This is a genomic window from Micromonospora sp. CA-249363 (genome assembly GCF_050950185.1).
Classification (GTDB): Bacteria; Actinomycetota; Actinomycetes; order Mycobacteriales; family Micromonosporaceae; genus Micromonospora.
The window spans coordinates 2479961-2505327 of record NZ_CP192020.1; the positions used below are offsets into that span (position 1 = coordinate 2479961).

24 protein-coding genes are annotated in these 25367 nt (G+C 73.0%); 22 read left to right on the forward strand and 2 right to left on the reverse strand.

Going from position 1 to position 25367, the window contains the following annotated elements; genetic code table 11:
• Positions 1 to 37 precede the first annotated feature (37 nt).
• The 11 genes from ACQPZK_RS11395 to ACQPZK_RS11445 all read left to right on the forward strand — a co-directional run bounded on the left by ACQPZK_RS11395 (position 38) and on the right by ACQPZK_RS11445 (position 11391).
• Positions 38 to 589, forward strand: coding sequence for an acyltransferase (locus tag ACQPZK_RS11395; RefSeq protein WP_433538255.1), 552 nt, complete (start codon positions 38 to 40; stop codon positions 587 to 589).
• Positions 582 to 2180 carry a lipopolysaccharide biosynthesis protein gene (locus ACQPZK_RS11400; protein WP_433538256.1) on the forward strand — a complete coding sequence of 533 codons (1599 nt, stop codon included), beginning with the start codon at positions 582 to 584 and terminating at the stop codon, positions 2178 to 2180. Before ACQPZK_RS11395 ends, ACQPZK_RS11400 begins: the two co-directional genes overlap by 8 nt.
• A gap of 3 nt (positions 2181 to 2183) precedes the next feature.
• A complete protein-coding gene (locus ACQPZK_RS11405) occupies positions 2184 to 3545 on the forward strand; it encodes an O-antigen ligase family protein (RefSeq protein ID WP_433538257.1) in 1362 nt (453 codons plus the stop codon).
• Positions 3542 to 5149, forward strand: a complete 1608-nt coding sequence (locus ACQPZK_RS11410) for a lipopolysaccharide biosynthesis protein (RefSeq protein WP_433538258.1) — start codon at positions 3542 to 3544, stop codon at positions 5147 to 5149. The genes ACQPZK_RS11405 and ACQPZK_RS11410 overlap by 4 nt, the downstream gene beginning before the upstream one ends.
• Before the next feature lie 8 nt (positions 5150 to 5157).
• A complete protein-coding gene (locus ACQPZK_RS11415) occupies positions 5158 to 6060 on the forward strand; it encodes a sulfotransferase domain-containing protein (RefSeq protein WP_433539181.1) in 903 nt (300 codons plus the stop codon).
• The gene (locus tag ACQPZK_RS11420) at positions 6057 to 7319 is read left to right on the forward strand and encodes a hypothetical protein (RefSeq protein WP_433538259.1); all 1263 of its coding nucleotides are present in this window, start codon (positions 6057 to 6059) and stop codon (positions 7317 to 7319) included. The genes ACQPZK_RS11415 and ACQPZK_RS11420 overlap by 4 nt, the downstream gene beginning before the upstream one ends.
• Before the next feature lie 215 nt (positions 7320 to 7534).
• Entirely contained in the window at positions 7535 to 8011 is a 477-nt protein-coding gene (locus tag ACQPZK_RS11425) for a UDP-N-acetylglucosamine--LPS N-acetylglucosamine transferase (RefSeq protein ID WP_433538260.1), read from the forward strand.
• Between the two features lie 68 nt (positions 8012 to 8079).
• Positions 8080 to 8688: a glycosyltransferase gene (locus ACQPZK_RS11430; RefSeq protein WP_433539182.1), complete on the forward strand. Its 609-nt coding sequence runs from the start codon at positions 8080 to 8082 to the stop codon at positions 8686 to 8688.
• Positions 8685 to 9605 (forward strand): glycosyltransferase family 2 protein, encoded by a 921-nt coding sequence (locus tag ACQPZK_RS11435; RefSeq protein ID WP_433538261.1) that lies wholly within the window; start codon positions 8685 to 8687, stop codon positions 9603 to 9605. The genes ACQPZK_RS11430 and ACQPZK_RS11435 overlap by 4 nt, the downstream gene beginning before the upstream one ends.
• 104 nt (positions 9606 to 9709) lie before the next feature.
• Entirely contained in the window at positions 9710 to 10888 is a 1179-nt protein-coding gene (aroC, locus tag ACQPZK_RS11440; protein ID WP_433538262.1) for a chorismate synthase, read from the forward strand.
• Positions 10888 to 11391 (forward strand): shikimate kinase, encoded by a 504-nt coding sequence (locus tag ACQPZK_RS11445; RefSeq protein ID WP_433538263.1) that lies wholly within the window; start codon positions 10888 to 10890, stop codon positions 11389 to 11391. The genes aroC and ACQPZK_RS11445 overlap by 1 nt, the downstream gene beginning before the upstream one ends.
• Before the next feature lie 131 nt (positions 11392 to 11522).
• Here the strand turns inward: ACQPZK_RS11445 and ACQPZK_RS11450 are convergent, their stop codons facing one another.
• Entirely contained in the window at positions 11523 to 12251 is a 729-nt protein-coding gene (locus ACQPZK_RS11450) for an alpha/beta fold hydrolase (RefSeq protein ID WP_433538264.1), read from the reverse strand.
• Between the two features lie 79 nt (positions 12252 to 12330).
• On the opposite strand from ACQPZK_RS11450, the gene ACQPZK_RS11455 reads away from it, so the two are divergent.
• From ACQPZK_RS11455 to nusB, 5 genes are read left to right on the forward strand one after another with little or no spacing between them, the layout of a single operon-like run.
• Positions 12331 to 13329, forward strand: a complete 999-nt coding sequence (locus ACQPZK_RS11455; protein WP_433538265.1) for a helix-turn-helix transcriptional regulator — start codon at positions 12331 to 12333, stop codon at positions 13327 to 13329.
• 10 nt (positions 13330 to 13339) lie between these two features.
• Positions 13340 to 14419: a 3-dehydroquinate synthase gene (aroB, locus tag ACQPZK_RS11460; RefSeq protein ID WP_433538266.1), complete on the forward strand. Its 1080-nt coding sequence runs from the start codon at positions 13340 to 13342 to the stop codon at positions 14417 to 14419.
• Between the two features lie 58 nt (positions 14420 to 14477).
• Entirely contained in the window at positions 14478 to 14945 is a 468-nt protein-coding gene (gene aroQ, locus ACQPZK_RS11465) for a type II 3-dehydroquinate dehydratase (protein ID WP_433538267.1), read from the forward strand.
• Positions 14946 to 14989: 44 nt separating this feature from the next.
• A complete protein-coding gene (efp, locus tag ACQPZK_RS11470) occupies positions 14990 to 15547 on the forward strand; it encodes an elongation factor P (protein ID WP_433538268.1) in 558 nt (185 codons plus the stop codon).
• Between the two features lie 23 nt (positions 15548 to 15570).
• A complete protein-coding gene (gene nusB, locus ACQPZK_RS11475) occupies positions 15571 to 15981 on the forward strand; it encodes a transcription antitermination factor NusB (RefSeq protein ID WP_355053144.1) in 411 nt (136 codons plus the stop codon).
• Between the two features lie 108 nt (positions 15982 to 16089).
• Here nusB and bldD read toward each other — a convergent pair whose 3' ends face one another.
• The gene (gene bldD, locus ACQPZK_RS11480; RefSeq protein ID WP_007458348.1) at positions 16090 to 16578 is read right to left on the reverse strand and encodes a transcriptional regulator BldD; all 489 of its coding nucleotides are present in this window, start codon (positions 16576 to 16578) and stop codon (positions 16090 to 16092) included.
• A gap of 289 nt (positions 16579 to 16867) precedes the next feature.
• Here bldD and pyrR point away from each other — a divergent pair, with 289 nt between their 5' ends.
• Genes pyrR through ACQPZK_RS11510 form a run of 6 tightly spaced genes read left to right on the forward strand, consistent with a single transcriptional unit; the run spans position 16868 to position 25222 of the window.
• Positions 16868 to 17452: a bifunctional pyr operon transcriptional regulator/uracil phosphoribosyltransferase PyrR gene (pyrR, locus tag ACQPZK_RS11485; protein ID WP_433538269.1), complete on the forward strand. Its 585-nt coding sequence runs from the start codon at positions 16868 to 16870 to the stop codon at positions 17450 to 17452.
• Complete coding sequence (locus tag ACQPZK_RS11490; RefSeq protein WP_433538270.1) at positions 17449 to 18375, forward strand: aspartate carbamoyltransferase catalytic subunit; 927 nt, start codon at positions 17449 to 17451, stop codon at positions 18373 to 18375. Before pyrR ends, ACQPZK_RS11490 begins: the two co-directional genes overlap by 4 nt.
• Positions 18372 to 19649 carry a dihydroorotase gene (locus tag ACQPZK_RS11495; RefSeq protein WP_433538271.1) on the forward strand — a complete coding sequence of 426 codons (1278 nt, stop codon included), beginning with the start codon at positions 18372 to 18374 and terminating at the stop codon, positions 19647 to 19649. The genes ACQPZK_RS11490 and ACQPZK_RS11495 overlap by 4 nt, the downstream gene beginning before the upstream one ends.
• A complete protein-coding gene (carA, locus tag ACQPZK_RS11500) occupies positions 19646 to 20839 on the forward strand; it encodes a glutamine-hydrolyzing carbamoyl-phosphate synthase small subunit (RefSeq protein WP_433538272.1) in 1194 nt (397 codons plus the stop codon). Before ACQPZK_RS11495 ends, carA begins: the two co-directional genes overlap by 4 nt.
• Positions 20832 to 24179, forward strand: a complete 3348-nt coding sequence (gene carB / locus ACQPZK_RS11505; protein WP_433538273.1) for a carbamoyl-phosphate synthase large subunit — start codon at positions 20832 to 20834, stop codon at positions 24177 to 24179. The genes carA and carB overlap by 8 nt, the downstream gene beginning before the upstream one ends.
• Positions 24176 to 25222, forward strand: coding sequence for a quinone-dependent dihydroorotate dehydrogenase (locus ACQPZK_RS11510; RefSeq protein WP_433538274.1), 1047 nt, complete (start codon positions 24176 to 24178; stop codon positions 25220 to 25222). Before carB ends, ACQPZK_RS11510 begins: the two co-directional genes overlap by 4 nt.
• Positions 25223 to 25367: the final 145 nt, after the last annotated feature.

Genomic DNA, 25367 nt, shown 5'->3' on the forward strand with positions numbered 1-25367 from the left:
ACCACCGCCGCCGACCCCGCGATGTGGGGAGGGGTCGTTGGTCGGCGGCGCTGGATTCCGCGCGAAACGCGCGGTCCACCTGGTCTTCGCGCTCAAACGCGCCTGGTACGGATTGCGCTACCGGCGGCTGACCCTCGGACGGGACGTGCAGATCCGCGGCCGGATCCGGCTGCGTCGGGGCGTCCGGGTCACCATCGGCGACCGCACCCGCATCAACAAGCTGGTCCGCTTCGCCGGCCCCGGCGAGGTACGCGTCGGCGCCGACTGTCTGCTCAACGCCACCTGGATCGGCACCTGGACGTCGGTGACGATCGGCGACAGGTGCCTGCTGTCCGACTGCGAGCTGCTCGACAACGACTTCCACAACCTGCCGCCCGACCAACGGCACGCACCGCCCAGCCCGGCCACCCGTGCGCCCATCGTGCTGGAGGACAACGTCTGGGTCGGCGCGCACGCCCTGGTGCTCAAGGGGGTCCGGATCGGCCGGGACAGCGTCGTGGGCGCGGCCTCGGTGGTGCGCGCCGACGTGCCACCGGGTGTCGTCGTCGTGGGCAATCCTCAACAGACGGTGAAGAAGTTCCATGACTGACGCGACGTCCGCCTCCTGGCCACCCGAATCGTCGAGCTCCGGCGCCGCCCGCGTCGTGACGCTCACCGACCTGCTGCGGGTGCCGATGCACCGGCTGCGGCTGGTGCTCGCGGTCGCCCTGGTCGGCCTGCTCGCCGCCCTCGGCTACGTGCTGCTGGTGCCGGCGGCGGTGACCGCGAGCGCGGTCGTGGCGGTCCGGCCGGTGGTCACCGACGCCTTCACACCCAGCGGCGCGGGCGCCGACCGCGCCGTCAACATGAACGTGGAGAGCGGCCTCGCCACCGGCACCGAGGTGGTCCAGCGGCTCGCCGACGCCGTCGGCGGCGACCCGCGCGACATCCGCAACGCCCTGGAGGTCGAGGTACCCACCGGCGGGCAGATCCTGCGCTTCACCTACCAGACGCACGACGCGCAGCGGGCGGTGCAGGGCGCCAACCTCGCCGCGCGGGCCTACCTCGACGTGCGCCGTGCCATGTACGAGCAGCAGCGCGCCGAGATGCTGCGCTCCTACGACACGAGCGTCGCCAAGGTCGTCGCCCAGCAGACCGCGGTGCAGAAGCGCGCGAGCAGCGCCAAGGGCACCGCCGCCGGTGACGCGGCGCTGGCCGAACTGTCCGGCATCAACAACCAGCTCACTCAGCTCAACGCAGCCCGTACCGAGATCGCCGCCGTCGACGTCAACCCCGGCTGGGTCACCCAGACCGCCGAGCGGGCGCTGGTGAACTCCGCCGGTCATCGGCCGCTCTACCTGGTCGCCGGCCTGCTCGGCGGCGCGCTGATCGGTGTCGTGCTGGCGTACGCGTGGGAGTCGGCGGACCGGCGGGTCCGCTCGGTCACCGACGGCCGGGACGCCACCGGCCTGCCGCTGCTCGGCACGGTCCGCCGGCCGCCGCTTCGGGGCAGTCCACGGGCTGTCGACGCGGACATCCGGTACGTGGCGATGGCGGTAGCCGAGCGGGTACGCCAGCCGGCCCGGGTCGCGCTGGTCACCTCCCGCGAGGACGCCACGGCACTCACCGCCGGGCTGGCCGTGGCGTTGGCCGCCGACGGCCGGGAGGTCTTCGTCGCCGACGACAGTGGCCGCGTCGAGCGGCTGCGTGCCGCCGTCCTCGCCGACCGTGGGCGGCTGCCCGTCGACCCGTCCCGACCGCTGGTGCCCAAGCCGCGTCCGGCCGGTACGCCGGCGGCGGGCGGTGCTCCCGCCGAGGCGCCGGCTGCTCGACGGCCCTCCCCACACCCGCCCGGCAGTCGCCCGTCCACCGACCCGGACGCCACGCTCACCCTTCCCCGGGTGTCGTCCGCCCGGACCGACAACGGCCGGCCGACGTCGGCGGACGAGGTGACCGTGGGAGTGGGCAGCGTCCGCTTCGGCACCTGGCGGCAGGGCGCCGACCACGGCCTGGTGCTGTTCAACGCGCCACCGGCCGAGTCCGACGAGCGTGGCGTCGCGGTCGCCCGGCAGGGCAGCGCCGTGGTGGTCATCGAGCGGGACCGCACCCGTCAGAGCGACCTGCGGCGGCTCGTGGAGCGGCTGCGCGCCGCCGGGGTCACCCCGCTGGGCTTCGTCCTCACCCGCAACGGCCGGGCCTGATCGGTGTCGGTCACCCGCGCCCCGGCGACCGAGCCGCCACCCGGCGACATCCCGGCCGCCGTCGCGCTGACGCCGCCCACACCGCCACCCGCCCGGCTGCCGCTCTGGCCCCTGGCGTTGATGTTCGGCCTCGTGCCGATCTGGTGGGTGCTCGGCGCGTTCTACCTGGGGTGGTCGTTGCTGGGCGCGCTGCTGCTGGCGATGCTGCTCACCCGGGGTCGGGTGCCGCTGCCCCCGCTGGCCGGCATCTGGCTGCTGTTCCTCGCGATCGTGGTCGTCAGCGCCACCCAACTGTCGTCGCCGGCCTCGCTGCTGACGTTCGCCCTGCGCCTGGCCTTCTATCTGACCGCGCTGGTGGTCGGCGTCTACGTCTACGTCGCCGCTCGGGAACGCGCCGACCTGGTGGCGGTGCTCACCCCGCTCTGCGCGTTCTGGTTCGCGCTGGTGGTGCTGGGCTGGCTCGGTGTGCTGGTGCCCCGGTTCGCGATGACCACCCCGATGGAGGTGCTGCTGCCGGCCGGCGTCGCCCGTACCCCGTTCATCCAGGACATGGTGCACCTGACCACCGCGGAGTACAGCCCCCGCTCGCTCAACCCGATCTACCGGCCCGCCGCGCCGTTCGCGTACACCAACAACTACGGCAGCGCGTACGCGATGACCCTGCCGTGCGTGGTGGCGTACACCATGTTGCGCCGTCGCGGGCTGCTGCGGTGGGCGCTGCTGGCGTCGTTGCCGCTGTCGCTGGCCCCCGCGTTCCTCACCCTGAACCGGGCGATGTTCCTGAGCCTCGGCGCGGGGCTCGCCGTGCTCGGGGTGCGGGCCAGCCTGCGGGGCAACGTCCGCGTCGCCGCGTCCATCGTCGGCGTGGTCGTGACCGGGGGACTGGCCACGCTCGTCATCCCGATCACCGAGCTGATCAACAACCGGGTCGACTCCAGCGACACCAACACCGACCGGTTGTCGCTCTACACCGAGGTGATCCGCCGTGTGCAGGACTCCCCGTGGCTGGGCTACGGCGCTCCGGTGAACGTGGACACGGTCTCCGCAAACGCGCCGATCGGCACGCAGGGGCAACTGTGGATGGTGCTGTTCAGCCACGGCGTACCGGCGCTGCTCTGCTTCCTGGGCTGGTTCGTGGCCGCCGCGGTGGTCTGCGCGCGGGCGAGGTCGGCGGCCGGTCAGTGGCTCGCGGTGGTGCCGGTGGTCTGCCTCGTGCAGATTCCGTTCTACGGCATGGCCAACCAGAACCTGGCCGTCGCGTTCTTCGCGGTCGGTTTCGCCATGGCGCTCACCGAATCCGAACGTGCGCCCCGCCCGTACCGGCGGCAACCGCCGCTCGTTGCCGCCACGGCGGTGCCGGCATGACGGCCGCCACCCGACCGCCGGCCGATGCCGGCCGGGACGGCCCGCGGGGCGCGGCCGCCGACGCCGGCGCGGTCGAGACGCGCCGCAGCGCCCGCAGCGGGGTGGCCGGACTGCTCGGCGCGGCCACCAGCGGCCTGTTCGGCTTCGTCCTGGCCGTGGTGATCACCCGGGGGTACGGGACGGCCGGCGCGGGTGCGTTCTTCGTCGCGATCGGCGTGGTGACCGTGGCCACCGCGGTCTGCACGCTCGGCGCGGAGACCGGTCTCATGTGGGCGGTGCCCCGGCGACGCCTGGGCGTGCGGGGAGACGCGGCCCGGGTGCTGCCGGTGGCGCTCATCCCGCCGCTGCTGGCCGGGCTCGTCGTCGCCGTCGTGGGGGTGCTGAGCGCCGACGCGCTCGCCCCCCGCCTGCTGCGCGGCTCGGGCGACGCGGCCCACGGGTTGCTGACCCTGACCTTCGCCGCCGTGCCGGTGGTGGTGGCGATGACCCTGCTGCTGGCCGCGTTGCGCTGCGTACGACCCATCCGCGCGTACGTCGGCGTCCAGTTCCTCCTGCTGCCGGTGGCCCGCCCGGCGTTGGTCGGCGCCGCCGCGCTGGCGAGCGGTGGGCTCCTCGCCGGCATGACCGGCTGGTTGGTGCCGGCGGCGCTGGCGTTGCTGGTCTGCCTGGTGCTGGTGGCCGGTCCGCTCGGGTTGGGTCGGGGCGCGGCGGTGCGGCCGACCCGGTCCGACTGGTCGACGTTCTGGCGCTTCGCGCTGCCCCGGGCCGCCTCGGCGGCCATCGACGCCGGCAGCATGTGGGTGGGGGTGCTGCTGACGTCGGTGCTGGCCGGACCGGCCGACGCGGGCGTGTTCGGCGCGGTCGGCCGCTACGTGCTGGCCGGTCAGCTCGCCATGCAGGGCCTGCGGGTCGCGGTGTCACCGCAGCTGTCCCGGCTGCTCGGGCGCGGTGAGCGGGCCGCCGCGGCGGCCGTGCACCGCCAGTTGACCATCTGGGGGCTGGTGCTGTCCTGGCCGGTGTACCTGCTGCTGGCGGTGTTCGCGCTCGCGTTCCTGCAGTTGTTCGGCCGGGAGTTCACCGCCGGCGTGCCGGCGATGACGGTGCTGGCGCTGGCGATGCTGGTGAACACCGGTGTGGGCAACGTGCAGAGCCTGCTGCTGATGGGCGGACGCAGCGGCCTGCACCTGGTCTCCACCCTGGCCGGGCTCACCGTGACCGTCTCGCTCGGACTCTGGCTGATCCCCGGACACGGCGCGACGGGCGCCGCGCTGGCCTGGGCCGCCGGCATCGCCACCGAGAACCTCACCGCCGCCGGCCTCGCCCGGTCGGTGGTCGGTGAACCGCTCGTCGACACGGCGACGCTGCGCGCGGCGGCGGCCACCGTCGGCGGTGTCGGCGTCGCGGCGACGGCCGGGGTGCTGGCCGCGGGGCGTGGCCTGCCCGGCCTGGCGGTGGCGCTCGCCGTGCTGGTGGCCGGCTGCGTCGGCTTGTTGACGTTGCCCCAGGTGCGCGCCGGCATCCGGGTGACCATGAGGCAGATCCGTGGGTCCGACGAGGCGCCCACGGCCGCCGGGCCGGCCCCGGCATCGACGAGAGGCAGGTGAGGGCCGTCGTGGTGTCCATCCGTGACCGGGTCAAGCAGTTGGTGCCGACCCAGGTGACCACCCGGGTGAAGGAGTCCCTGGTCGACTACGGGGTACGCACCAGTGACCGGCGGCCCCTGCCGGACTTCCTGATCATCGGCACCAAGCGGGGTGGCACCACCTCGCTGTGGAACTACCTCATCCAGCATCCGCTGGTGCCCCGGCTCTTTCCCGCGTGGAACACCAAGTCGGCCCACTACTTCGAGGAGCACTGGGGTCGCGGCGAGGCGTGGTACCGCTCGCACTTCCCGACCGATCGGCAGCGTGATGCCCTCGCGAAGCGGCACGGTGGGCCGGTCCGCGTCGGCGAGGCCGCGCCGCTGTACATGTTCCACCCGCTCGCGGCGCAGCGGGTCGCCGCGCTGATGCCCACCGTGAAGCTGATCGTGCTGCTGCGCGACCCGGTCGAGCGGGCGTACTCGCACTGGAAGGAGCGCCGTACGCACGGCATCGAGCCGCTGGACTTCGCGGCCGCCCTGGCCGCCGAGCCGGAGCGTACGGCGGGGGAGCGGGAGCGGCTCATCGCCGAGCCGGAGGCGTTCAGCGAGGCGTACGACTGGTACACCTACCGGGCGCGCGGGCGTTACCTGGAGCACCTGGAGCCGTGGCTGGACCGCTTCGACCCGGCCCAGATCCTCTTCCTGCCCAGCGAGGACCTGTACCGCGACTCCCGCGCCACCTACCGGCGCACCCTCGACTTCCTCGGGCTGCCCCCGTACGACCTGCCGAACTTCAAGGTCTACAACGACCGGCGCTCGGCGCCGCTGGAGCCGGCGGTCCGCGCCGAGCTGACCGAGTACTACCGCCCGTACAACGACGCGCTGCGCGAGCGGCTCGGGTTGGACCTCGACTGGGCGGACCGGGCGGCGTGACGACCGGGGTCACCCCGGCCACCGACCCCCGCTCGCGGGTGGACGGGCTGGGCTGGGTGAGTCGTGCGGTGTTCCCGGACGACCGGGTCCAGCTGACGCTGGGCGGAGCGGTACCGGCCGGGCAGCGGGCGGTGGCCCGGTACGCCGTGGTGCCGTCGGTGGCGCGGGCGCGGTTCCTCGTGCCGCTGGGCGCGCCCCGGGCCGGCGCGGCGTCGCTGCTGGCCTACAACGCGTTGCGGCCGCCGAAGGTGCGGGCGCTGCGGGCGGCGCTCGGTGGGCTGGCCCGGTTCGGCAAGGCGGGCCTCGCCCCCTTTCCGACGCTGACCGTGTGGGTGCCGGAGGGGGCGGACGTGGCCGACCTGGTGCTGACCGAGCGGCTCGCCGCCGCGCTGGGCGGTACGCCCCTGCTGGCCGCCTGCGGTGTCCGTCCGCCGGACCCGAACGCCAAGCCCACGCTGCAACTGTTCACCGTCGACGGTCGTCCCCGCGGGTACGCGAAGATCGGCTGGAACGACGCCACCCGCGCCCTGGTCACCGCCGAGGCCGCCGCGCTGCGGGCACTGCGCGCGGTGACGGGTGTGCCCGACCATCCGGCGCCGCCGGGGCTGCTCACCGAGACGGCGTGGGCCGGCCAGGCCGTCGCGGTGATCGAGCCGCTGCCGCCGGACGTACGTGGAGTGTCGGCCGACGATCCGCCGCGGATCGCGGCGTTGCTCGCGGTCGCCCGCCGGGGCGGCGCGCCCGGCGTGCCCCGTCCGTTGGCCGCGTCGACGTTCCTGGCCCGACTGGCCGCCCAGGCGGAGCGGGCCGCCGTCACCGGCCCGGCCGGGGCGCGGGCGGTGGCGGCGGTCGCCGCGCTGGCCCGCCGGCACGGCGACACGAGCGTCGAGTTCGGTCACTGGCACGGTGACTGGGTGCCGTGGAACCTGGGCACGCACGACGGCCGGCTGGTCGCCTGGGACTGGGAGCACAGCGGCCCGGACGTGCCGGTCGGCTTCGATCTCGCCCACGACGCGTTCCAGCGGTCGCTCGTGCTGCGCGGCGAGCCGGCCGAGGTGGCCGCCGAGGCCGTGGACACGTGGTTGGGACGACACGGTGGACGGCTCGGCCTCGACGCGGCGCGGCGCGCCCTGGTGGCCGACGCGTACCTGCTCGAGATGTGGCTGCGTACGTGGCGGCTCGCGGACGCCGGGGCCGGGTGGAACCCCGCGTTGCATCCCGGATTGTTGGACGTCATCGAGAAACGACATAGCGAGTGAACAGGAGAATTCCCGACGCCGGGGAGGCGTCATAGAGTGACTGCATAATGGCAGGTCGTGACGGTGGTCGATGGGCTGTCGGCGCGACAGGGGGCCTGAGCACGCCGGGAGGAGATCGTCGCCTCGTCCGGTCGCGCTATTCAACGACCGGAAAACCTGTGATCTGCTTCTGCCTTGCGTGAATCGGAATTCCAAGCTGACTTGTGGGGAGTCGCGTGGACACGAAAGACGACGACGAATCGCCGGTGCTGCTGCTGGTGGGATCCAGCGGCGGTCACCTGGCCCAACTTCTCGCCCTGCGGCCCTGGTACGAACGGTGGCGGCGCTGCTGGGTCACCTTCGACACCCCGGAGGCGGTGTCGCTGCTGACCGGCGAGGACCTGGTGCCGGCGCACCATCCGACCACCCGGAACGTACCGAATCTGCTGCGCAACGCACGGCTGGCCTGGCGGGTGCTCCGGCGTCGGCGCGTCGCCGCCGTGGTCACCACCGGCGCGGGCGTGGCCGTGCCGTTCGTGGTGCTGGCCCGCCTGCGTCGCATCCCGACGGTCTACATCGAGGTGTACGACCGGATCGACACCGCGACGTTGACGGCCCGGCTCTGCCGCCCGTTCCTGTCCGCGATGCTCGTGCAGTGGGACGAGCAGCGCCGGCAGTACCCGGAGGCGACCGTCGTGGGGACGCTCCTGTGAGCGGGGAGACGGGCACCGCCCGTCGCGCCGAGTCGACCCGGCCCGACGTCGCCGCCGAGTCGTCCCGGCTGCCACGCCAGCGCGACACGACACCCGTCGAGCGACCCTGGCTGCTCGTCGCGGTCGGCACGGACAAGCATCCCTTCGACCGGCTCGTGGACTGGCTGGCGCAGTGGCACGCGCAGGCCGGCCCGATCGGGCTGACCGTGCAGCACGGGCACACCGTCGCGCCGTCCCTGCCCGGCGCGGTGCCGTTCCTCGGTCACGACGCCCTGCAACAGGCGATGGCCGACGCCGACCTGGTGGTGTGTCACGGGGGTCCGGCGACGATCCTGGAGGCCCGCCGGCACGGTCACCTGCCGATCGTGGTGCCCCGCGACCCAGGTCGTGGCGAGCACGTCGACGACCACCAGCAGCTCTTCGCGCGCCGCCTCGGCGCGGCCGGGCTGGTGGTGCTCTGCGAGACCCGGGAGGAGTTGCACGAGGCGCTCGCCGCCGGACAGGCCGACCCGTCGCGGTACGCCGTGCAGGCGGACCCGGCCGCGCACGAGGCCCGCCGGGCGGCCGTCGCCCGGGTCGGGCAGATCGTGGACGACCTGGTGGCCCGTTCGGCCCGGCGCCGATCCCGCTGGCGGACCTGGCCGCGTCCTGGCCGGACGACGAAGGAGACCCGATGACCCGGCAGCCGAGCGTCAGCGTGGTGGTGCCCACCCGGGACCGCCCCGAGCTGCTGCGCGCGGCCCTCGCCGCGATCCTCGCCCAGGAGTACCCGGGCGCGATCGAGGCCGTGGTCGTGTTCGACCAGTCCACGCCGGACGAGTCGCTGACCGCTCTGGCCGGGCCGGACCGGACGGTCCGGGTGATCGCGAACGGGCGGTCGCCCGGGCTGGCCGGCGCGCGCAACAGCGGCACCCTCGCCGCCGAGGGCGACCTGATCGCGTTCTGCGACGACGACGACGAGTGGCTGCCCGGCAAGCTGGCCGCCCAGGTCGACGCGTTGGCCGCCGACCCCGGGGCCGAGTTCGTCTGCTGCGGCATCCGGGTCAGCTACGACGGGCACACCGTCGACCGGGTGCTCGACAAGGACCGGATCACCCTGGACGACCTCCTGCGGGACCGGATGACGGAGCTGCACCCGTCCACCTTCCTGATCCGGGCGACCGCGTTGCGCGACGGCTTCGGACTGGTCGACGAGGAGATCCCGGGCAGCTACGCGGAGGACTACGAGTTCCTGCTGCGTGCCGCCCGCAGCGCGCCGCTGATCAACCTGCGGACGCCGTCGGTGCTCGTGCGCTGGCACAAGCGGTCCTACTTCGCGCAGCGCTGGGACACCATCTCCGAGGCGTTGCAGTGGCTGCTGAGTCGCTACCCGGAGTTCGCCGGGCAACCGGCCGGCGAGGCCCGGGTCACCGGGCAGATCGCCTTCGCGCGGGCCGCCTCCGGCGACCGACGGGGCGCGCTGCGGTGGGCCCGGCACACGCTGCGCCGCAATCCTCGCGAGCCACGCGCCTACCTGGCGCTGGCGGTCGCCGGACGGGTCGTCCGGGCCGACTCGGTGCTGCGCACCCTGCACAAGCGCGGTCGGGGCATCTGATCCGTCGCGCGAATTCCGCCCTGCGGACGGTCCCGGCCGTCCGCAGGGCGGGACACGGCGGGCAGCGCGACGTGCCGGTCGCGCGCCGTGACAGACTGACCGCTGTGTTGCGCTGGTTGACTGCAGGTGAATCGCACGGCCCCGCCCTCGTCGCGCTGCTGGAGGGGGTGCCGGCCGGCATCGAGGTGAGCACCACCGAGATCGCGGGCGAGTTGGCCCGCCGTCGGCTGGGCTACGGCCGTGGCGCCCGGATGTCGTTCGAGCAGGACGAGGTCGAGGTGATCGGCGGGCTGCGGCACGGCGTCACGCTGGGCAGCCCGGTGGCGATCCGGGTCGGCAACTCCGAGTGGCCCAAGTGGCGCACGGTGATGGCCGCCGACCCCGTCGACCCCGACGAGCTGGCTCGGCAGGCCCGCAACGCCCCACTGACCCGCCCGAGGCCGGGCCACGCCGACCTGGCCGGCATGCAGAAGTACGGCCACCACGACGCGCGGCCGATCCTGGAGCGCGCCAGCGCCCGGGAGACCGCCGCCCGGGTGGCCGTCGGGACGGTCGCCAAGGCGTTGATCCGGCAGGCCCTCGGCATCGAGATCGTCTCGCACGTGGTCGAGCTGGGCCCGGTGGCCGCGAAGCCCGGGCTGCGTCCGACGCCGCAGGACGCCGACCGCATCGACGCCGATCCGCTGCGCTGCCTCGACCCGGAGGCCAGCGCCCTGATGATCGCCGAGGTCGACGCCGCGAAGAAGGCCGCCGACACGCTCGGCGGCGTGGTGGAGGTCCTGGCGTACGGGGTGCCGCCGGGCCTGGGCAGTCACGTGCAGTGGGACCGCAAGCTCGACGCCCGACTGGCCACGGCGCTGATGTCCATCCAGGCGATCAAGGGTGTCGAGATCGGCGACGGGTGGCAGCAGGCCCGCTCCCGTGGCTCGGAGGCGCACGACGAGATCATCCCGTCGGCCACCGGCGTCCGCCGCGTCACCGACCGGGCCGGAGGGCTGGAGGGTGGCATCACCACCGGCGAGCCGCTCCGGGTCCGCGCCGCCATGAAGCCGATCTCGTCGCTCAACCGGGCGCTGGCCACCGTGGACGTCGTGACCGGTGAGCCGGCGACCGCCATCAACCAGCGCTCCGACGTGTGCGCGGTGCCCGCCGCCGCGGTCGTCGCCGAGGCGATGGTGGCACTCGTGCTCGCCGAGGCGGCCACCGAGAAGTTCGGCGGCGACTCGGTCGCCGAGATCCGCCGCAACGTGACCGGCTACCTCGACGCGCTGGTCATCCGCTGATGGCGCCGGTCGTCGTCCTGGTCGGGGTGCCCGGCTGCGGCAAGACCACCGTGGGGCAGGCGCTCGCGAACTCCCTCGGCGTGGAGTTCCGGGACACCGACACCGACATCGAGAAGATGGCCGGCAAGACCATCCCGGAGATCTTCATCGACGAGGGTGAGGAGCACTTCCGGGCACTGGAGCGGGCCGCCGTGGCGGCGGCCCTCGCGGCCGGCACGGGTGTGCTCGCCCTGGGCGGCGGCGCGGTGCTGGCCGAGGAGACCCGGGCCGCCCTGGTGGGGCACCGGGTCGTCCACCTGTCGGTGGAGCTGCCCGACGCGGTGAAGCGCGTGGGGCTCGGCGCGGGCCGGCCGCTGCTGGCGATCAACCCGCGAGCCACCCTCAAGCACCTCATGGACCAGCGCAGGCCGCTGTACGCCGAGGTGGCGACCGAGACGGTGGTCACCGACGGCCGGACGCCGGCGGCGGTCGTCGCCGAGGTCGAGGCGCTACTGCCGCGCTGACGCCGGCCAGGCCACCCCCGCTCTGCCCCCGCCCCCGGCCCCGCCCCTCCGCGCGATCTTGCAGTTGCGGTGCCGACGTACCGGGGCATCCCCCGCATCTCGACAACCGCAACCGCAAGATCGGCGCGGTGTCAGCTGTGCGCGATCAGGCCGAGGACGTCGGCCAGCGCCTTCGGCTCGCTGAGCATCGGCCAGTGCCCGGTGGGCAGCTCGTGCAGCTGGCCGTCGGCCAGGCCGGTGAAGAACGGGTGCCCCTCGTCGATCATCTGGCGCACCACGGCCAGCGGGAAGGTGCTCGCGACCAGCGCGGTCGGCACCGGGCGGCCACCCGTGCGCCGTACCGGATCGGTCGCCGCCCGCAGGGGCTGTGCGGTGGAGCGCTCGCGCAGGAGGGACAGCGTCGACTCGTCCAGGCCGGCCAGGTTGGTCGGGTCGGCCGCCGGGTCCCAGGCGGGCGGCGGCAGCAGGTGCCCGTCGCCGATCAGGGCGCGTAGTCGGTCCTGCTCCTGCGGCGGCACCGTGTCGAACTGTGCCGTGCCGTCCGGGAGCGGCCCGCTCTCCACGTAGACCACCCGGGCGACGCGGTCCGGGACGCGGTCCGCCGCCTGCGCGACGGGCATCCCCCCGCCGGAGTGCCCGACCAGCAGCACGTCCCGCAGGTCCTCGACCTCGATCAGCCGGACGATGTCCGTGGTGTGCGTCTCCAGACTCACCTGCGGCCCGGCGAGGTGGTCGCGTTCAGCCAGTCCGGTCAGGGTCATCGGGTAGACGTCGTGCCCCTGCGCGCGCAGCAGTCCGGTCACCTCCCGCCACGCCCACGCACCCAACCAGAACCCCGGCACCAGCACGAACGTCGCCATCTGTCGCTCCTTCTCTCGGCTACCGACAGACCGTACGATCTGAACCGGACAGGATCCGCCCGGTTTGAAGGAGTGGTAGTTGTCGCATCCCGCCGGCCGGGTGCTCGCCCTGCTCGAACTGCTCCAGGCCCGGCACCGGGCCACGGCTGGCGACCTCGCCGCCCGCCTCGGCGTGGACGAGCGGACCGTGCGCAGGTACGCGGCCACCCTGGTCGAGCTGGGCATCCCGGTGACCGCCGACCGGGGCCGCCACGGTGGCTACCGTCTGCACCCCGGTTTCAAGCTGCCGCCGCTGATGCTCACCGACGACGAGGCGGTGGCCGTGCTGCTCGGCCTGGTCGTCGCCGAGCGGGTCGGTCTCGGCACCGAGCAGCCGGCCACGGCCACCGCGCTGGCGAAGATCCGCCGGGTGCTGCCGGTGGCGCTCGCCGACCGGCTGACCGCTGTGCAGGAGCACCTCGGCTTCACCCTGCGCCGGCCCGGGCCGGAGCCACGACCCGCGTCGGGCACCCTGCTCGCGCTGGCCGAGGCCGCCCGGCATCGACGACGGGTCGCCCTGGACTACCGCTCCTGGCGCGGCGAGCGGTCGCACCGGGAACTCGACCCGTACGGGCTGGTCTTCCACGCCGGCCGCTGGTACGTCACAGGTCACGACCACCGGCGCGGGGAGGTCCGCACCTTCCGGCTGGACCGGGTCGGTGCCGTCACCTTCGGCACGGCGACGTTCACGGTGCCGGACGGCTTCGACCCGGTGGCCCGGGTCACCCGGTCGCTGGCCGGTGTGCCGTACACCCACGAGATCGAGGTGCTGCTGGAGACCGACCTGGTGACCGCCCGCCGCCGCATCCTGGCGAGTGTGGCCGAGCTGACCGCCACCGCCGACGGCGTGCTGCTGCGGGCGCGGGCCGAGAGCCTGCCCGGCATGGCCGCGCTGCTCGCCGGCCTGGGCTGCCCGTTCACCGTGCGACACCCGGACGCCCTGCGCGCCGCCGTGGCCGAGCACGCCCGCCTCCTCGCCGGCTGGGCGGCCCGGCCAGCAGGTGGACAGCCGCCCGCGCCACGCCGTCCGCTCGACTAGGCTGCCGGCGATGGACGAGGTGACCCGGATTCCGGTCGGCGGCGAACGACCGTACGACGTGCTGGTCGGACGCGACCTGTTGGGCGCGCTGCCGGGGCTGCTGCCCGGCGCGACCCGGGCGGCGGTGCTGCACACGCCCCCGCTCAAGGCCCTGGCCGACGCGATCGGTGAACGGCTGCGCGCGGCGGGCGTCGACCCGCTGCCGATCGAGGTGCCCGACGCGGAGTCGGGGAAGCAGATCGACGTGGCGGCCGGCTGCTGGGACCGGCTCGGCGCGGCCGGCTTCACGCGTACCGACGCGGTGGTCGGGGTCGGCGGCGGCGCGGTGACCGACCTGGCCGGCTTCGTCGCGGCCTGCTGGCTGCGCGGGGTGCGCTGGGTGCCGGTCGCCACCTCCCTGTTGGGCATGGTGGACGCGGCCGTGGGCGGCAAGACGGGGATCAACACCGCCGCCGGCAAGAACCTGGTGGGCGCGTTCCACCCGCCGGTCGGTGTGCTCGCCGACCTGGCGACCCTCGACAGCCTGCCCGCCGTCGACCTCGCGGCCGGGCTCGCCGAGGTGGTCAAGTGCGGGTTCATCGCCGACCCGGTGATCCTGGACCTCGTCGAGCGTGACCCCGCGGCGGCCACCGACCCGCGCGGACCGGTGACGCGGGAGCTGATCGAGCGGGCCATCCGGGTCAAGGCCGACGTGGTCGCCGACGATCTGCGTGAGTCGGGCCTGCGGGAGGTGCTCAACTACGGCCACACCCTGGCGCACGCGATCGAGCAGAACGAGGGTTACCGCTGGCGACACGGCCACGCGGTCGCGGTCGGCCTGGTGTACGCCGCCACACTGGCCCGGCTCGCCGGCCGACTGGACGCCCCGACCGCCGATCGGCACCGGAGCGCCCTGACGGCGCTCGGCCTGCCGGTGAGCTACCCCGCCGAGGCGTGGCCGCGGCTGTTGGCCACGATGCGGGTCGACAAGAAGGCCCGCGGCGCACGGCTGCGGTTCGTGGTGCTGGACGGCCTGGCCCGCCCGGCGATGCTGGAGGGCCCGGACGACGCCCTGCTCGAAGCCGCCTACCGCGAGCTGGCCACCCCGTGAGCGCGAGGAGTGAGCCGGTTCTGCGAGCCCCGCAGTCGCGAACGAAAGAAAACACCGCATGAGGGTGTACGTGCTGAACGGGCCGAACCTGGGTCGGCTGGGCACCCGGGAGCCCGCCGTGTACGGCTCGACCACCTACGCCGACCTCGTGGCGCTCTGTGCGGCCACCGGTCGGGAGCTGGGGCTCGACGTCACGGTCCGGCAGACCGACGCCGAGCACGAGCTGCTCGGCTGGCTGCACGACGCCGCCGACGAGGGTGCCGCCGTGGTGCTCAACCCGGCCGCCTGGTCGCACTACTCGTACGCGGTGCGCGATGCCTGCGCCATGCTGCGCGGGCCGCTGGTGGAGGTGCACATCTCCAACATCCACACCCGCGAGGAGTTCCGGCACCACTCGGTGATCTCGGCGGTGGCGACCGGGGTGATCTGCGGGCTCGGCATTGACGGCTATCGTCTCGCGCTGCACCATCTGGCCGGCCGTGCGGATGCCGCCGGAAGCGGCGGGCGGCCGATTCGGGGCAGCTAGTAGACTCGTGAGGTCTGTCCGCCAATTGATGATCAAGGCAGGAAATGGCCTCCACCAACGACCTCAAAAACGGCCTGGTACTCAACCTTGACGGCGAGCTCTGGTCCGTCGTCGAGTTCCAGCACGTCAAGCCCGGTAAGGGTGGTGCGTTCGTCCGCACCACGCTGAAGAACGTGCTGTCCGGCAAGGTGGTCGACAAGACCTTCAACGCGGGCACCAAGGTCGAGACCGCGACCGTGGACAAGCGCACGATGCAGTATTTGTACGCCGACGGCGAGGACTACGTCTTCATGGATCTGGAGACGTTCGACCAGATCACCGTGCCCGGCGGCACCGTCGGGGAGGCAGCCAACTACCTGCTGCCCGAGGCGGAGGCGACCGTCGCCACCCACGAGGACGTCCCGCTCTACATCGAGCTGCCCACCAGCGTCGTGCTCGAGGTCACCTACACCGAGCCGGGTCTGCAGGGCGACCGCTCGACCGGCGGCACCAAGCCGGCGACCGTCGAGACCGGCGCCACCGTGCCGGTTCCGCTGTTCATCACCACCGGTGAGAAGATCAAGGTCGACACCCGCGACGGCCGTTACCTCGGCCGCGCCTGATGGCTGAGGGTCCCAAGCAGCAGATGCCGGCGCGCCGCAAGGCGCGTAAGCGGGCGCTGGACGTCCTGTACGAGGCCGATCTGCGGGATCGTCCGCCCGTCGAGGTCCTGGCCGGTTACCTCCAGCGCATCGAGCAGCCCCGCCCGGAGCACCTGGGCTACACCGTGGGGCTGGTCGAGGGGGTCGCCGAGCACCTGGACCGGATCGACGAGCTGATCGCCAGCTACGCCGAGGGCTGGACCCTCGACCGGATGCCGGTGGTCGACCGCAACCTGGCCCGGATCGCCGTCTACGAGCTGCTCTACGTCGACGAGATCGACGACGCGGTGGCGATCAGCGAGGCGGTCGAGCTGGCTCGGCAGATGTCGACCGATGATTCGCCGCGCTTCCTCAACGGTGTTCTCGGCCGCATCGCCGAGTACGCCACCCGCTGACAGCTCCGCGTACCCGCGACACAGAGACACCCGCGTCACAGAGACACCCGCGCCACGCAGAAGGGCCCGTGCCGGACGGCACGGGCCCTTCTACGGTAAAGCGACAGCTCAGGAGGCGAAGAACGCCCGGGGGTCGGCCACCAGCACGCCGTGCTCGGTGAGCCGCTCGATCAGACCCGACGGTGAGGCGTCGTAGACGATGGCGAGCGCCCGGAGGTCGTCGGCGCGGATCGAGAGCACCCGGCCGTTGTAGTCACCGCGCTGCTGCTGGATCGCGCGGGCGTAGCGGGCGACGTAGGCCAGGTCCTCGGAGGCCTCGTCGTAGAGCCGCTCCAGGTCCAGGACGATCTTGCTGGTGGGCTCGTGCCGGACACCGCTGCCGTCGGGCAGCAGCTCCGAGACGGGGACACGGTAGAACTCGGCCAGCTCGGCCAGACGGGACACCGTCACGGCCCGGTCGCCACGCTCGTACGAGCCGACCACCACGGCCTTCCACCGCCCGTTCGACTTCTCCTCCACACCCTGCAGGGAGAGACCCTGCTGCTGGCGGATGGAGCGCAGGCGGGCGCCCAGAGATTTGGCGTATTCAGAGGGCATTCGGACACTCCCAGTGCTGCTCGGGGTTCTCCCGTCGATCGCTACGGAGCGTGACGGTACGGGGAATGGGACACCTGGTCAAGTGGTCGTGACCTTACCGTTGGGGAGCGCCGAGGGGGTCAGCGGTCTTCCGTGGATCTGATCCGGTGGTCAGCGGCCGCCGTCGGCCGGCGCGGTGACCACTGGTAACGTGGCGTGAAGCCCCGGTCCGGGCAGCTCGCGCTCCCCGGCCGGAGGTGCCCGACATCCTTTAACGACCCGTCCCGTGAGGCGGGGAAGGAGGTCCGCCGTGGCGTCCCCGCCGGCTGCCCGCCCGTCACCACCGCGACAACCCTCGGTGAAGGTGATCCTCGCCAGCGCCGACGTGCAGCGTGTGGTCGACCGCATCGCCCACCAGATCCTGGAGAAGACCCAGGGAGCGGCCGACACGGTGCTGCTCGGGATTCCCACTCGGGGCGCGCCCCTCGCGCAGCGGCTCGCCGCACGGATCAGCACCTTCGAGGACGTCGTCGTCCCGGTCGGTGTGCTCGACATCACGCTCTACCGCGACGACCTGCGCCGGCACGCCACGCGCGCGATCGGCCCCACCCAGGTGCCCAGCGGTGGCATCGACGGCAAGAGGGTGATCCTCGTCGACGACGTGCTCTTCTCCGGCCGCACCGTGCGGGCCGCGCTCGACGCGCTCAACGACGTCGGCCGCCCGGCATCCGTGCAACTCGCCGTGTTGGTCGACCGCGGCCACCGCGAGCTGCCGATCCGCGCCGACTACGTGGGCAAGAACATCCCCACCGCGCTCGCCGAGAGCGTCAAGGTGACGCTCGCCGAGACCGACGGGACGGACGAGGTCAAGCTCTACGGGGGGGCTCACTCATGATCAGGCACTTGCTCTCCGGCGCGGACCTGGACGCCGACACCGCCACCGAGATCCTGGACACCGCCGCCGAGATGGCCACCGTCGCCGGCCGGGAGATCAAGAAGCTGCCCGCGCTGCGTGGACGGACCGTGGTGAACCTCTTCTACGAGGACTCCACCCGGACCCGGATCTCGTTCGAGGCGGCGGCGAAGCGACTCAGCGCCGATGTGATCAACTTTTCCGCCAAGGGGTCCAGCGTCGCCAAGGGCGAGAGCCTGAAGGACACGGCGCTGACCCTGCAGGCCATGGGCGCCGACGCGGTCGTCGTACGGCATCCCGCCTCCGGCGCCCCGCACCGGCTGGCCAACTGGGTGGACGGGTCGGTCGTGAACGCCGGCGACGGCACCCACGAGCACCCGACCCAGGCGTTGCTCGACGCGTACACGATGCGGGCCCGGCTGGGCCGGCTCGCCGGCCTGTCGGTCGCGGTGGTCGGGGACGTGCTGCACTCCCGGGTGGCCCGCTCCAACGTGCTGCTGCTGTCCACCCTCGGCGCGAAGGTCACCCTGGTCGGCCCGCCCACGCTCATCCCCGTCGACATCGCCGCGGCGCTCGCCCCGGGCATCGACGTCTCGTACGACCTCGACTCGGTGCTGCCGAACGTGGACGCGGTGATGATGCTGCGCGTGCAGCGGGAACGGATGCGGGACTCCTACTTCCCCTCGGCCCGCGAGTACGCCCGCCGCTACGGGCTGGACGGTCCCCGGATGCGCCGCCTGCCCGAGCACGCGATCGTCATGCACCCCGGCCCGATGAACCGGGGGATGGAGATCACCCCCGAGGTCGCCGACTCACCCCGCTCCACCATCGTCGAACAGGTCACCAACGGGGTCTCCGTCCGGATGGCTGTTCTGTACCTGCTGCTCGGAGGGAACAACCGGTGACCGCGTACCTCATCACCAGCGTGAGCATCGTCGGCGCCGCGCCGACCGACCTGCTGATCCGCGACGGCGTCGTCGCCGAGGTCGGTCCGGGGCTGTCCGCGCCGGACGCCACCGTCATCGACGGAACCGGCCTCGTGGCCCTGCCCGGCCTCGTCGACCTGCACACCCACCTGCGCGAGCCGGGCCGGGAGGACGCCGAGACCGTCGAGTCCGGGTCGCGGGCGGCGGCGCTGGGCGGCTACACGGCGGTCTGCGCGATGGCCAACACGTCGCCGGTCGCGGACACCGCCGGCGTGGTCGAGCAGGTCTGGCGGCTCGGCCGGGAAGCCGGAATGGTCGACGTGCAGCCCATCGGGGCGGTCACCGTCGGGCTGGCCGGCGAGCGCCTCGCCGAGCTGGGGGCGATGGCCGACTCCGCGGCCCGGGTACGGATCTTCTCCGACGACGGGCACTGCGTCGCCGACCCGTTGCTGATGCGCCGGGCCCTGGAGTACGTCAAGGCGTTCGACGGGATCATCGCCCAGCACGCCGAGGAGCCCCGCCTCACCGAGGGCGCCCAGATGCACGAGGGTGAGGTCTCGACCCGGCTCGGTCTGATCGGCTGGCCGGCGGTCGCCGAGGAGGCGATCATCGCCCGCGACGTGCTGCTCGCCGAGCACGTGGGCAGCCGACTCCACGTCTGCCACGTCTCCACCGCCGGCAGCGTCGAGGTGCTGCGCCAGGCCAAGGCCCGAGGCGTACGCGTCACCGCCGAGGTCACTCCGCACCACCTGCTGCTCACCGACGAGCGTGCGGAGTCCTACGACCCGGTCTTCAAGGTGAACCCGCCGCTGCGTACCGCCACGGACGTCGCCGCGCTGCGCGCCGCGCTCGCCGACGGGGTGATCGACATCATCGCCACCGACCACGCCCCGCACGCCGTGGAGGACAAGGAGTGCGAGTGGGCGTACGCCCGGCCGGGGATGCTCGGCCTGGAGACGGCGCTGTCCATCGCGCTGGACGTGCTCGGGCCCGAGTGGGATCTGATCGCCGAGCGGATGTCCCGCGTCCCCGCCCGGATCGCGGGGCTGACCGGGCACGGCGTCGACCCCGCCCCGGGCGCCCCGGCCACCCTGACCCTGGTCGACCCGGCCGCGCGCCGCACCATCGAGCCGGCGGAGCTGGCCAGCCGCAGTCGCAACACCCCGTACGCCCGCATGACGCTGCCGGGTCGCATCGTGGCGACCTTCCTGCGCGGCGAGCCGACGGTCCTGGACGGAAAGGCAATCAAGTGACGCGTAGACGTTCCGCGATCCTCGTGCTCGAGGATGGACGCACGTTTCCCGGTGAGGCGTACGGCAGCGTCGGGGAGACCTTCGGCGAGGCGGTCTTCACCACCGGCATGACCGGTTATCAGGAGACGCTGACCGACCCGTCCTACCACCGTCAGGTGGTCGTGCAGACCGCCCCGCACATCGGCAACACCGGCGTCAACGGCGAGGACGACGAGTCCGGCCGGATCTGGGTGGCCGGGTACGTCGTTCGTGACCCGGCCCGCATCGGCTCGAACTGGCGAGCCACCGGCGGCCTCGAGGACCGCCTCGCCACCGAGGGTGTGGTGGGCATCAGCGGGGTGGACACCCGGGCGCTGACCCGGCACCTGCGCGATCGGGGCGCCATGCGGGTGGGCATCTCCAGCGTCGAGAAGGACCCGCAGAGCCTGCTGGCCCGGGTCCGGCAGTCACCGCAGATGGTCGGCGCGGACCTGTCCGCCGAGGTGACCACCCCCGAGCCGTACGTCGTCGACGCGGTCGGCGAGCACCGGTTCACGGTGGCCGCGCTCGACCTGGGCATCAAGCGCAACGTGCCGCGCCGGCTCGCCGCACGCGGGGTGACCACGCACGTGCTGCCGGCCTCGTCGAGCATCGAGGACCTGCTCGCCACGGGTGCCGACGCGATCTTCCTGTCGCCCGGCCCCGGCGACCCGGCCACGGCCGACGGTCCGATGGCCGTGGCGCGGGAGGCGCTGCGGCGGCAGGTGCCGCTGTTCGGCATCTGCTTCGGCAGCCAGATCCTCGGTCGGGCGCTCGGCTTCGGCACGTACAAGCTGGGCTACGGCCACCGGGGCATCAACCAGCCGGTGCTCGACCGGGCCACCGGCAAGGTCGAGGTGACCAGCCACAACCACGGCTTCGCCGTGCAGGTGCCCGGTGCCGGCGTCGGCGCGGTGGTGCCCGACCAGGTGATCGACACCGACTTCGGTGGCGTTCGGGTGTCGCACGTCTGCCTCAACGACAACGTGGTCGAAGGGCTGCGGGCCGTGGACGTGCCCGCCTTCACCGTCCAGTACCACCCGGAGGCGGCGGCCGGTCCCCACGACGCGGACTACCTCTTCGACCGTTTCGCCGAGCTGATCGAGGGCCGCGCCCTCGACCGGCGGCCCAGTGAGGGCCGGACGCACAGCAAGGGGCGCAGCAATGCCTAAGCGGACTGATCTCAAGCACATCCTCGTCATCGGCTCCGGGCCGATCGTCATCGGGCAGGCCTGCGAGTTCGACTACTCCGGCACCCAGGCGTGCCGGGTGCTGCGCAGCGAGGGGATCCGGGTCAGCCTGGTCAACTCCAACCCGGCCACGATCATGACGGACCCCGAGTTCGCCGACGCGACCTACGTCGAGCCGATCACCCCGGAGTTCGTCGAGCTGGTCATCGCCAAGGAGCGCCCGGACGCGATCCTGCCGACCCTCGGCGGGCAGACCGCGCTGAACACCGCCGTCGCCCTGCACTCCAACGGCGTCCTGGAGAAGTACGGCGTCGAGCTGATCGGCGCGAACATCGACGCCATCAACCGGGGTGAGGACCGCCAGCTCTTCAAGGAGATCGTCGCGAAGGCGGGCGTACGCCTCGGCGTCGAGGACCCGACCACGCTGGTGCCCCGCTCCCGGGTGTGCCACTCGATGGACGAGGTCGAGGCGACCGTCGCCGAGCTGGGTCTGCCGGTGGTGATCCGGCCGTCGTTCACCATGGGTGGCCTGGGCTCGGGCATGGCGCACACCCCGGAGGACCTGGCCCGCATCGCCGGCGACGGCCTGGCGGCCAGCCCGGTGCACGAGGTGCTCATCGAGGAGAGCGTGCTCGGCTGGAAGGAGTACGAGCTCGAGCTGATGCGCGACCGGCACGACAACGTCGTGGTGGTCTGTTCCATCGAGAACATCGACCCGATGGGCGTGCACACCGGCGACAGCGTCACCGTGGCCCCGGCCATGACGCTCACCGACCGGGAGTACCAGCACCTTCGTGACCTGGGCATCGCCGTGCTGCGCGAGGTCGGGGTGGACACCGGCGGCTGCAACATCCAGTTCGCGGTCAACCCGGTCGACGGCCGGATCGTCGTGATCGAGATGAACCCCCGGGTGTCGCGCTCCTCGGCGCTGGCCTCCAAGGCGACCGGTTTCCCGATCGCGAAGATCGCCGCGAAGCTGGCCATCGGCTACACGCTCGACGAGATCCCCAACGACATCACGTTGAAGACTCCGGCGGCGTTCGAGCCGACCCTGGACTACGTGGTGGTGAAGATCCCCCGGTTCGCGTTCGAGAAGTTCCCCGGCGCGGACCCGGAGCTGACCACCACGATGAAGTCGGTGGGGGAGGCGATGAGCCTCGGGCGTAACTTCACCGAGGCGCTGAACAAGGCCATGCGCTCGATGGAAACGAAGGCGGTCGGGTTCTGGACCACCCCCGACCCCGACGGCGTCACGCTGGCGGACACTCTCGCCGCGCTGCGGATCCCGCACGACGGCCGGCTCTACACCGTGGAGCGGGCGTTGCGTCTCGGTGCCTCGATCAGCGAGGTGAGCGAGGCGTCCGGCGGCATCGACCCCTGGTTCCTGGACCAGATCGCCGCGCTGATCGAGCTGCGGACCGAGATCGTCGACGCGCCGGTGCTCGACGCCGAGCTGCTGCGTCGCGCCAAGCGGGCGGGCCTGTCCGACCGGCAGCTCGCCGCGCTGCGCCCGGAGCTGGCGGCCGAGGACGGCGTACGCGCCCTGCGGCACCGCCTCGACGTGCGCCCCGTCTACAAGACCGTCGACACCTGCGCGGCCGAGTTCGAGGCCAGCACGCCCTACCACTACTCGTCGTACGACCACGAGACCGAGGTCGTGCCGTCGGACCGGCCGAAGGTGCTGATCCTGGGCTCCGGCCCGAACCGGATCGGGCAGGGCATCGAGTTCGACTACTCGTGCGTGCACGCCGTGCAGGCGCTGCGGGCGGCCGGTTACGAGACCGTGATGGTCAACTGCAACCCGGAGACGGTCTCGACCGACTACGACACCGCCGACCGGCTCTACTTCGAGCCGCTGACCTTCGAGGACGTCCTGGAGGCCTGGCACGCGGAGGACTCCTCCGGCCGGGCGGCCGGCGGACCGGGCGTGGTCGGCGTGGTCGTGCAACTCGGCGGGCAGACCCCGCTGGGGTTGGCGCAGCGGCTCAAGAACGCGGGCGTGCCGGTGGTCGGCACCTCGCCGGAGTCGATCCACCTGGCCGAGGAGCGGGGCGCGTTCGGCGCGGTCCTGGCCCGAGCCGGGCTGCGCGCGCCCGCGCACGGCATGGCCACCTCGTTCGACGAGGCCAAGACGATCGCCGACGAGATCGGCTACCCGGTGCTGGTCCGTCCGTCCTACGTGCTCGGTGGGCGCGGCATGGAGATCGTGTACGACGACCCGACGCTGCGGGACTACATCGGCCGGGCCACCGACATCTCCGGCGACCACCCGGTGCTGGTGGACCGGTTCCTCGACGACGCCATCGAGATCGACGTGGACGCCCTCTGCGACGCCGACGGCGAGGTCTACGTCGGTGGTGTGATGGAGCACATCGAAGAGGCCGGTATCCACTCCGGAGACTCGTCCTGCGCGCTGCCGCCGATCACCCTCGCGGGGTCGCACCTGGCCGAGGTTCGCCGCTACACCGAGGCCATCGCTCGCGGTGTCGGCGTGCGCGGTCTGCTCAACGTGCAGTACGCGCTCAAGGACGACGTGCTGTACGTGCTGGAGGCCAACCCCCGCGCATCCCGGACCGTCCCGTTCGTCTCAAAGGCGACGGCGGTGCCGCTGGCCAAGGCGGCGGCCCGGATCGCGCTCGGCGCCACCATCGCCGAGCTGCGTGCCGAGGGCCTGCTCCCGGCGACGGGGGACGGTGGGACGATGCCCGCCGACGCGCCGATCGCGGTCAAGGAGGCGGTGCTGCCGTTCAAGCGCTTCCGTACCCGCGCGGGCAAGGGGATCGACTCGCTGCTCGGCCCGGAGATGAAGTCGACGGGCGAGGTGATGGGCATCGACACCAACTTCGGGCACGCCTTCGCCAAGAGCCAGTCGGCCGCGTACGGGTCGTTGCCGACGGCCGGGAAGATCTTCGTGTCGGTGGCCAACCGGGACAAGCGCGGCATGATCTTCCCGATCAAGCGGTTGGCCGACCTGGGCTTCGAGATCGTGGCGACCGCCGGCACCGCCGAGGTGCTGCGCCGGCACGGCATCGCCTGTGAGCAGATCCGCAAGCACTACCAGGCCGGCGAGGGCGACGACGCCGTGTCGCTGATCCTCCGTGGCGACGTCGCGCTGGTGATCAACACGCCGCAGGGCTCGGGCGCGAGCGCCCGCTCCGACGGTTACGAGATCCGCAGCGCGGCCGTCACCGCCGACATCCCCTGCATCACCACGGTTCCCGGCGCCGCCGCGGCCGTGATGGGGATCGAGGCGCGTATCCGGGGCGACATGCGGGTGCGCCCGCTGCAGGATCTGCACGCCACCCTGCGGGCGGCGCAGTGACGCTGTTCGAGCAGGTCGTACGGCCGGGGTTGTTCCGTCTCGGCGGCGGGGACGCCGAGACGGCGCACGAGTGGACGCTGCGGCGGTTGGCCGCGCTGTCGCGGCGTCCCGCCGCCCTCGCCGCGCTGCGGGCCCGGTACGCCGTCGAGGCGCCGCGCACGGTCTTCGGCGTGCGGTTCCCCAACCCGGTCGGGCTGGCGGCCGGCATGGACAAGGACGGCGCGGCGCTGCCGGCCTGGCCAGCGCTCGGCTTCGGCTTCGTGGAGGTCGGCACGGTCACCGCGCACGCCCAGCCGGGCAATCCCCGGCCCCGGCTGTTCCGGTTGCCGGCGAGCGAGGCCATCGTCAACCGGATGGGTTTCAACAACGCCGGCGCCGACGCGTTGGCCGCCCGACTGGCGGCGCTGCCGCGTCCGCTCGGGGTCCCGTTGGGCATCTCGCTCGGCAAGTCCAAGGTGACCCCGCTCGACGAGGCGGTCGAGGACTACCTCGCCTCGTACCGGGCACTGCGCGGGCACGGCGACTACTTCGCGGTGAACGTGTCGTCGCCGAACACGCCGGGTCTGCGGTCGTTGCAGGACCGTGCCCACCTGGACGCGCTGCTCGCCGCGCTGGTGGGGGAGAAGCCGGTGCTGGTGAAGATCGCGCCGGATCTGACCGAGGCGGCGATCGCCGAACTGTTGGAGGTCTGCCTGGCTCGCGGCGCGGCCGGGGTCATCGCCACCAACACCACTCTGGCTCGCGACGGGCTGGCCGCGGCGGACGCCGAGCGCGGCGCCGAGGCCGGTGGCCTGTCCGGTCGGCCATTGACCGGCCGCGCCCGGGACGTGGTGGCCTTCGTGCACCGCGAGACCGGTGGCCGCCTGCCCATCATCGGGGTCGGCGGCGTGCTCGACCCGGACGACGCCACCCGGATGTTCGATGCCGGCGCCTCCCTGGTGCAGCTCTACACGGGCTTCATCTACCGGGGCCCGGCCCTGGTCCGCGCCGCGGCCCGCGCGAGCGCCACGGCCGCGACACCGGCTCCGGTCGCCGGCCGGTGACAGTGACCGACCCCCGGCCCGGCGTCGCCGCCGGGTCCGTGCGTCGGTCGACCGAGGACCCCGACCGGTCACTGCGCCCTTTGCTCTGCTTCAACCGGGGAAACAGTGGGCGTCCGATATCCGGACACCAGGTGTCGCCTCCGCT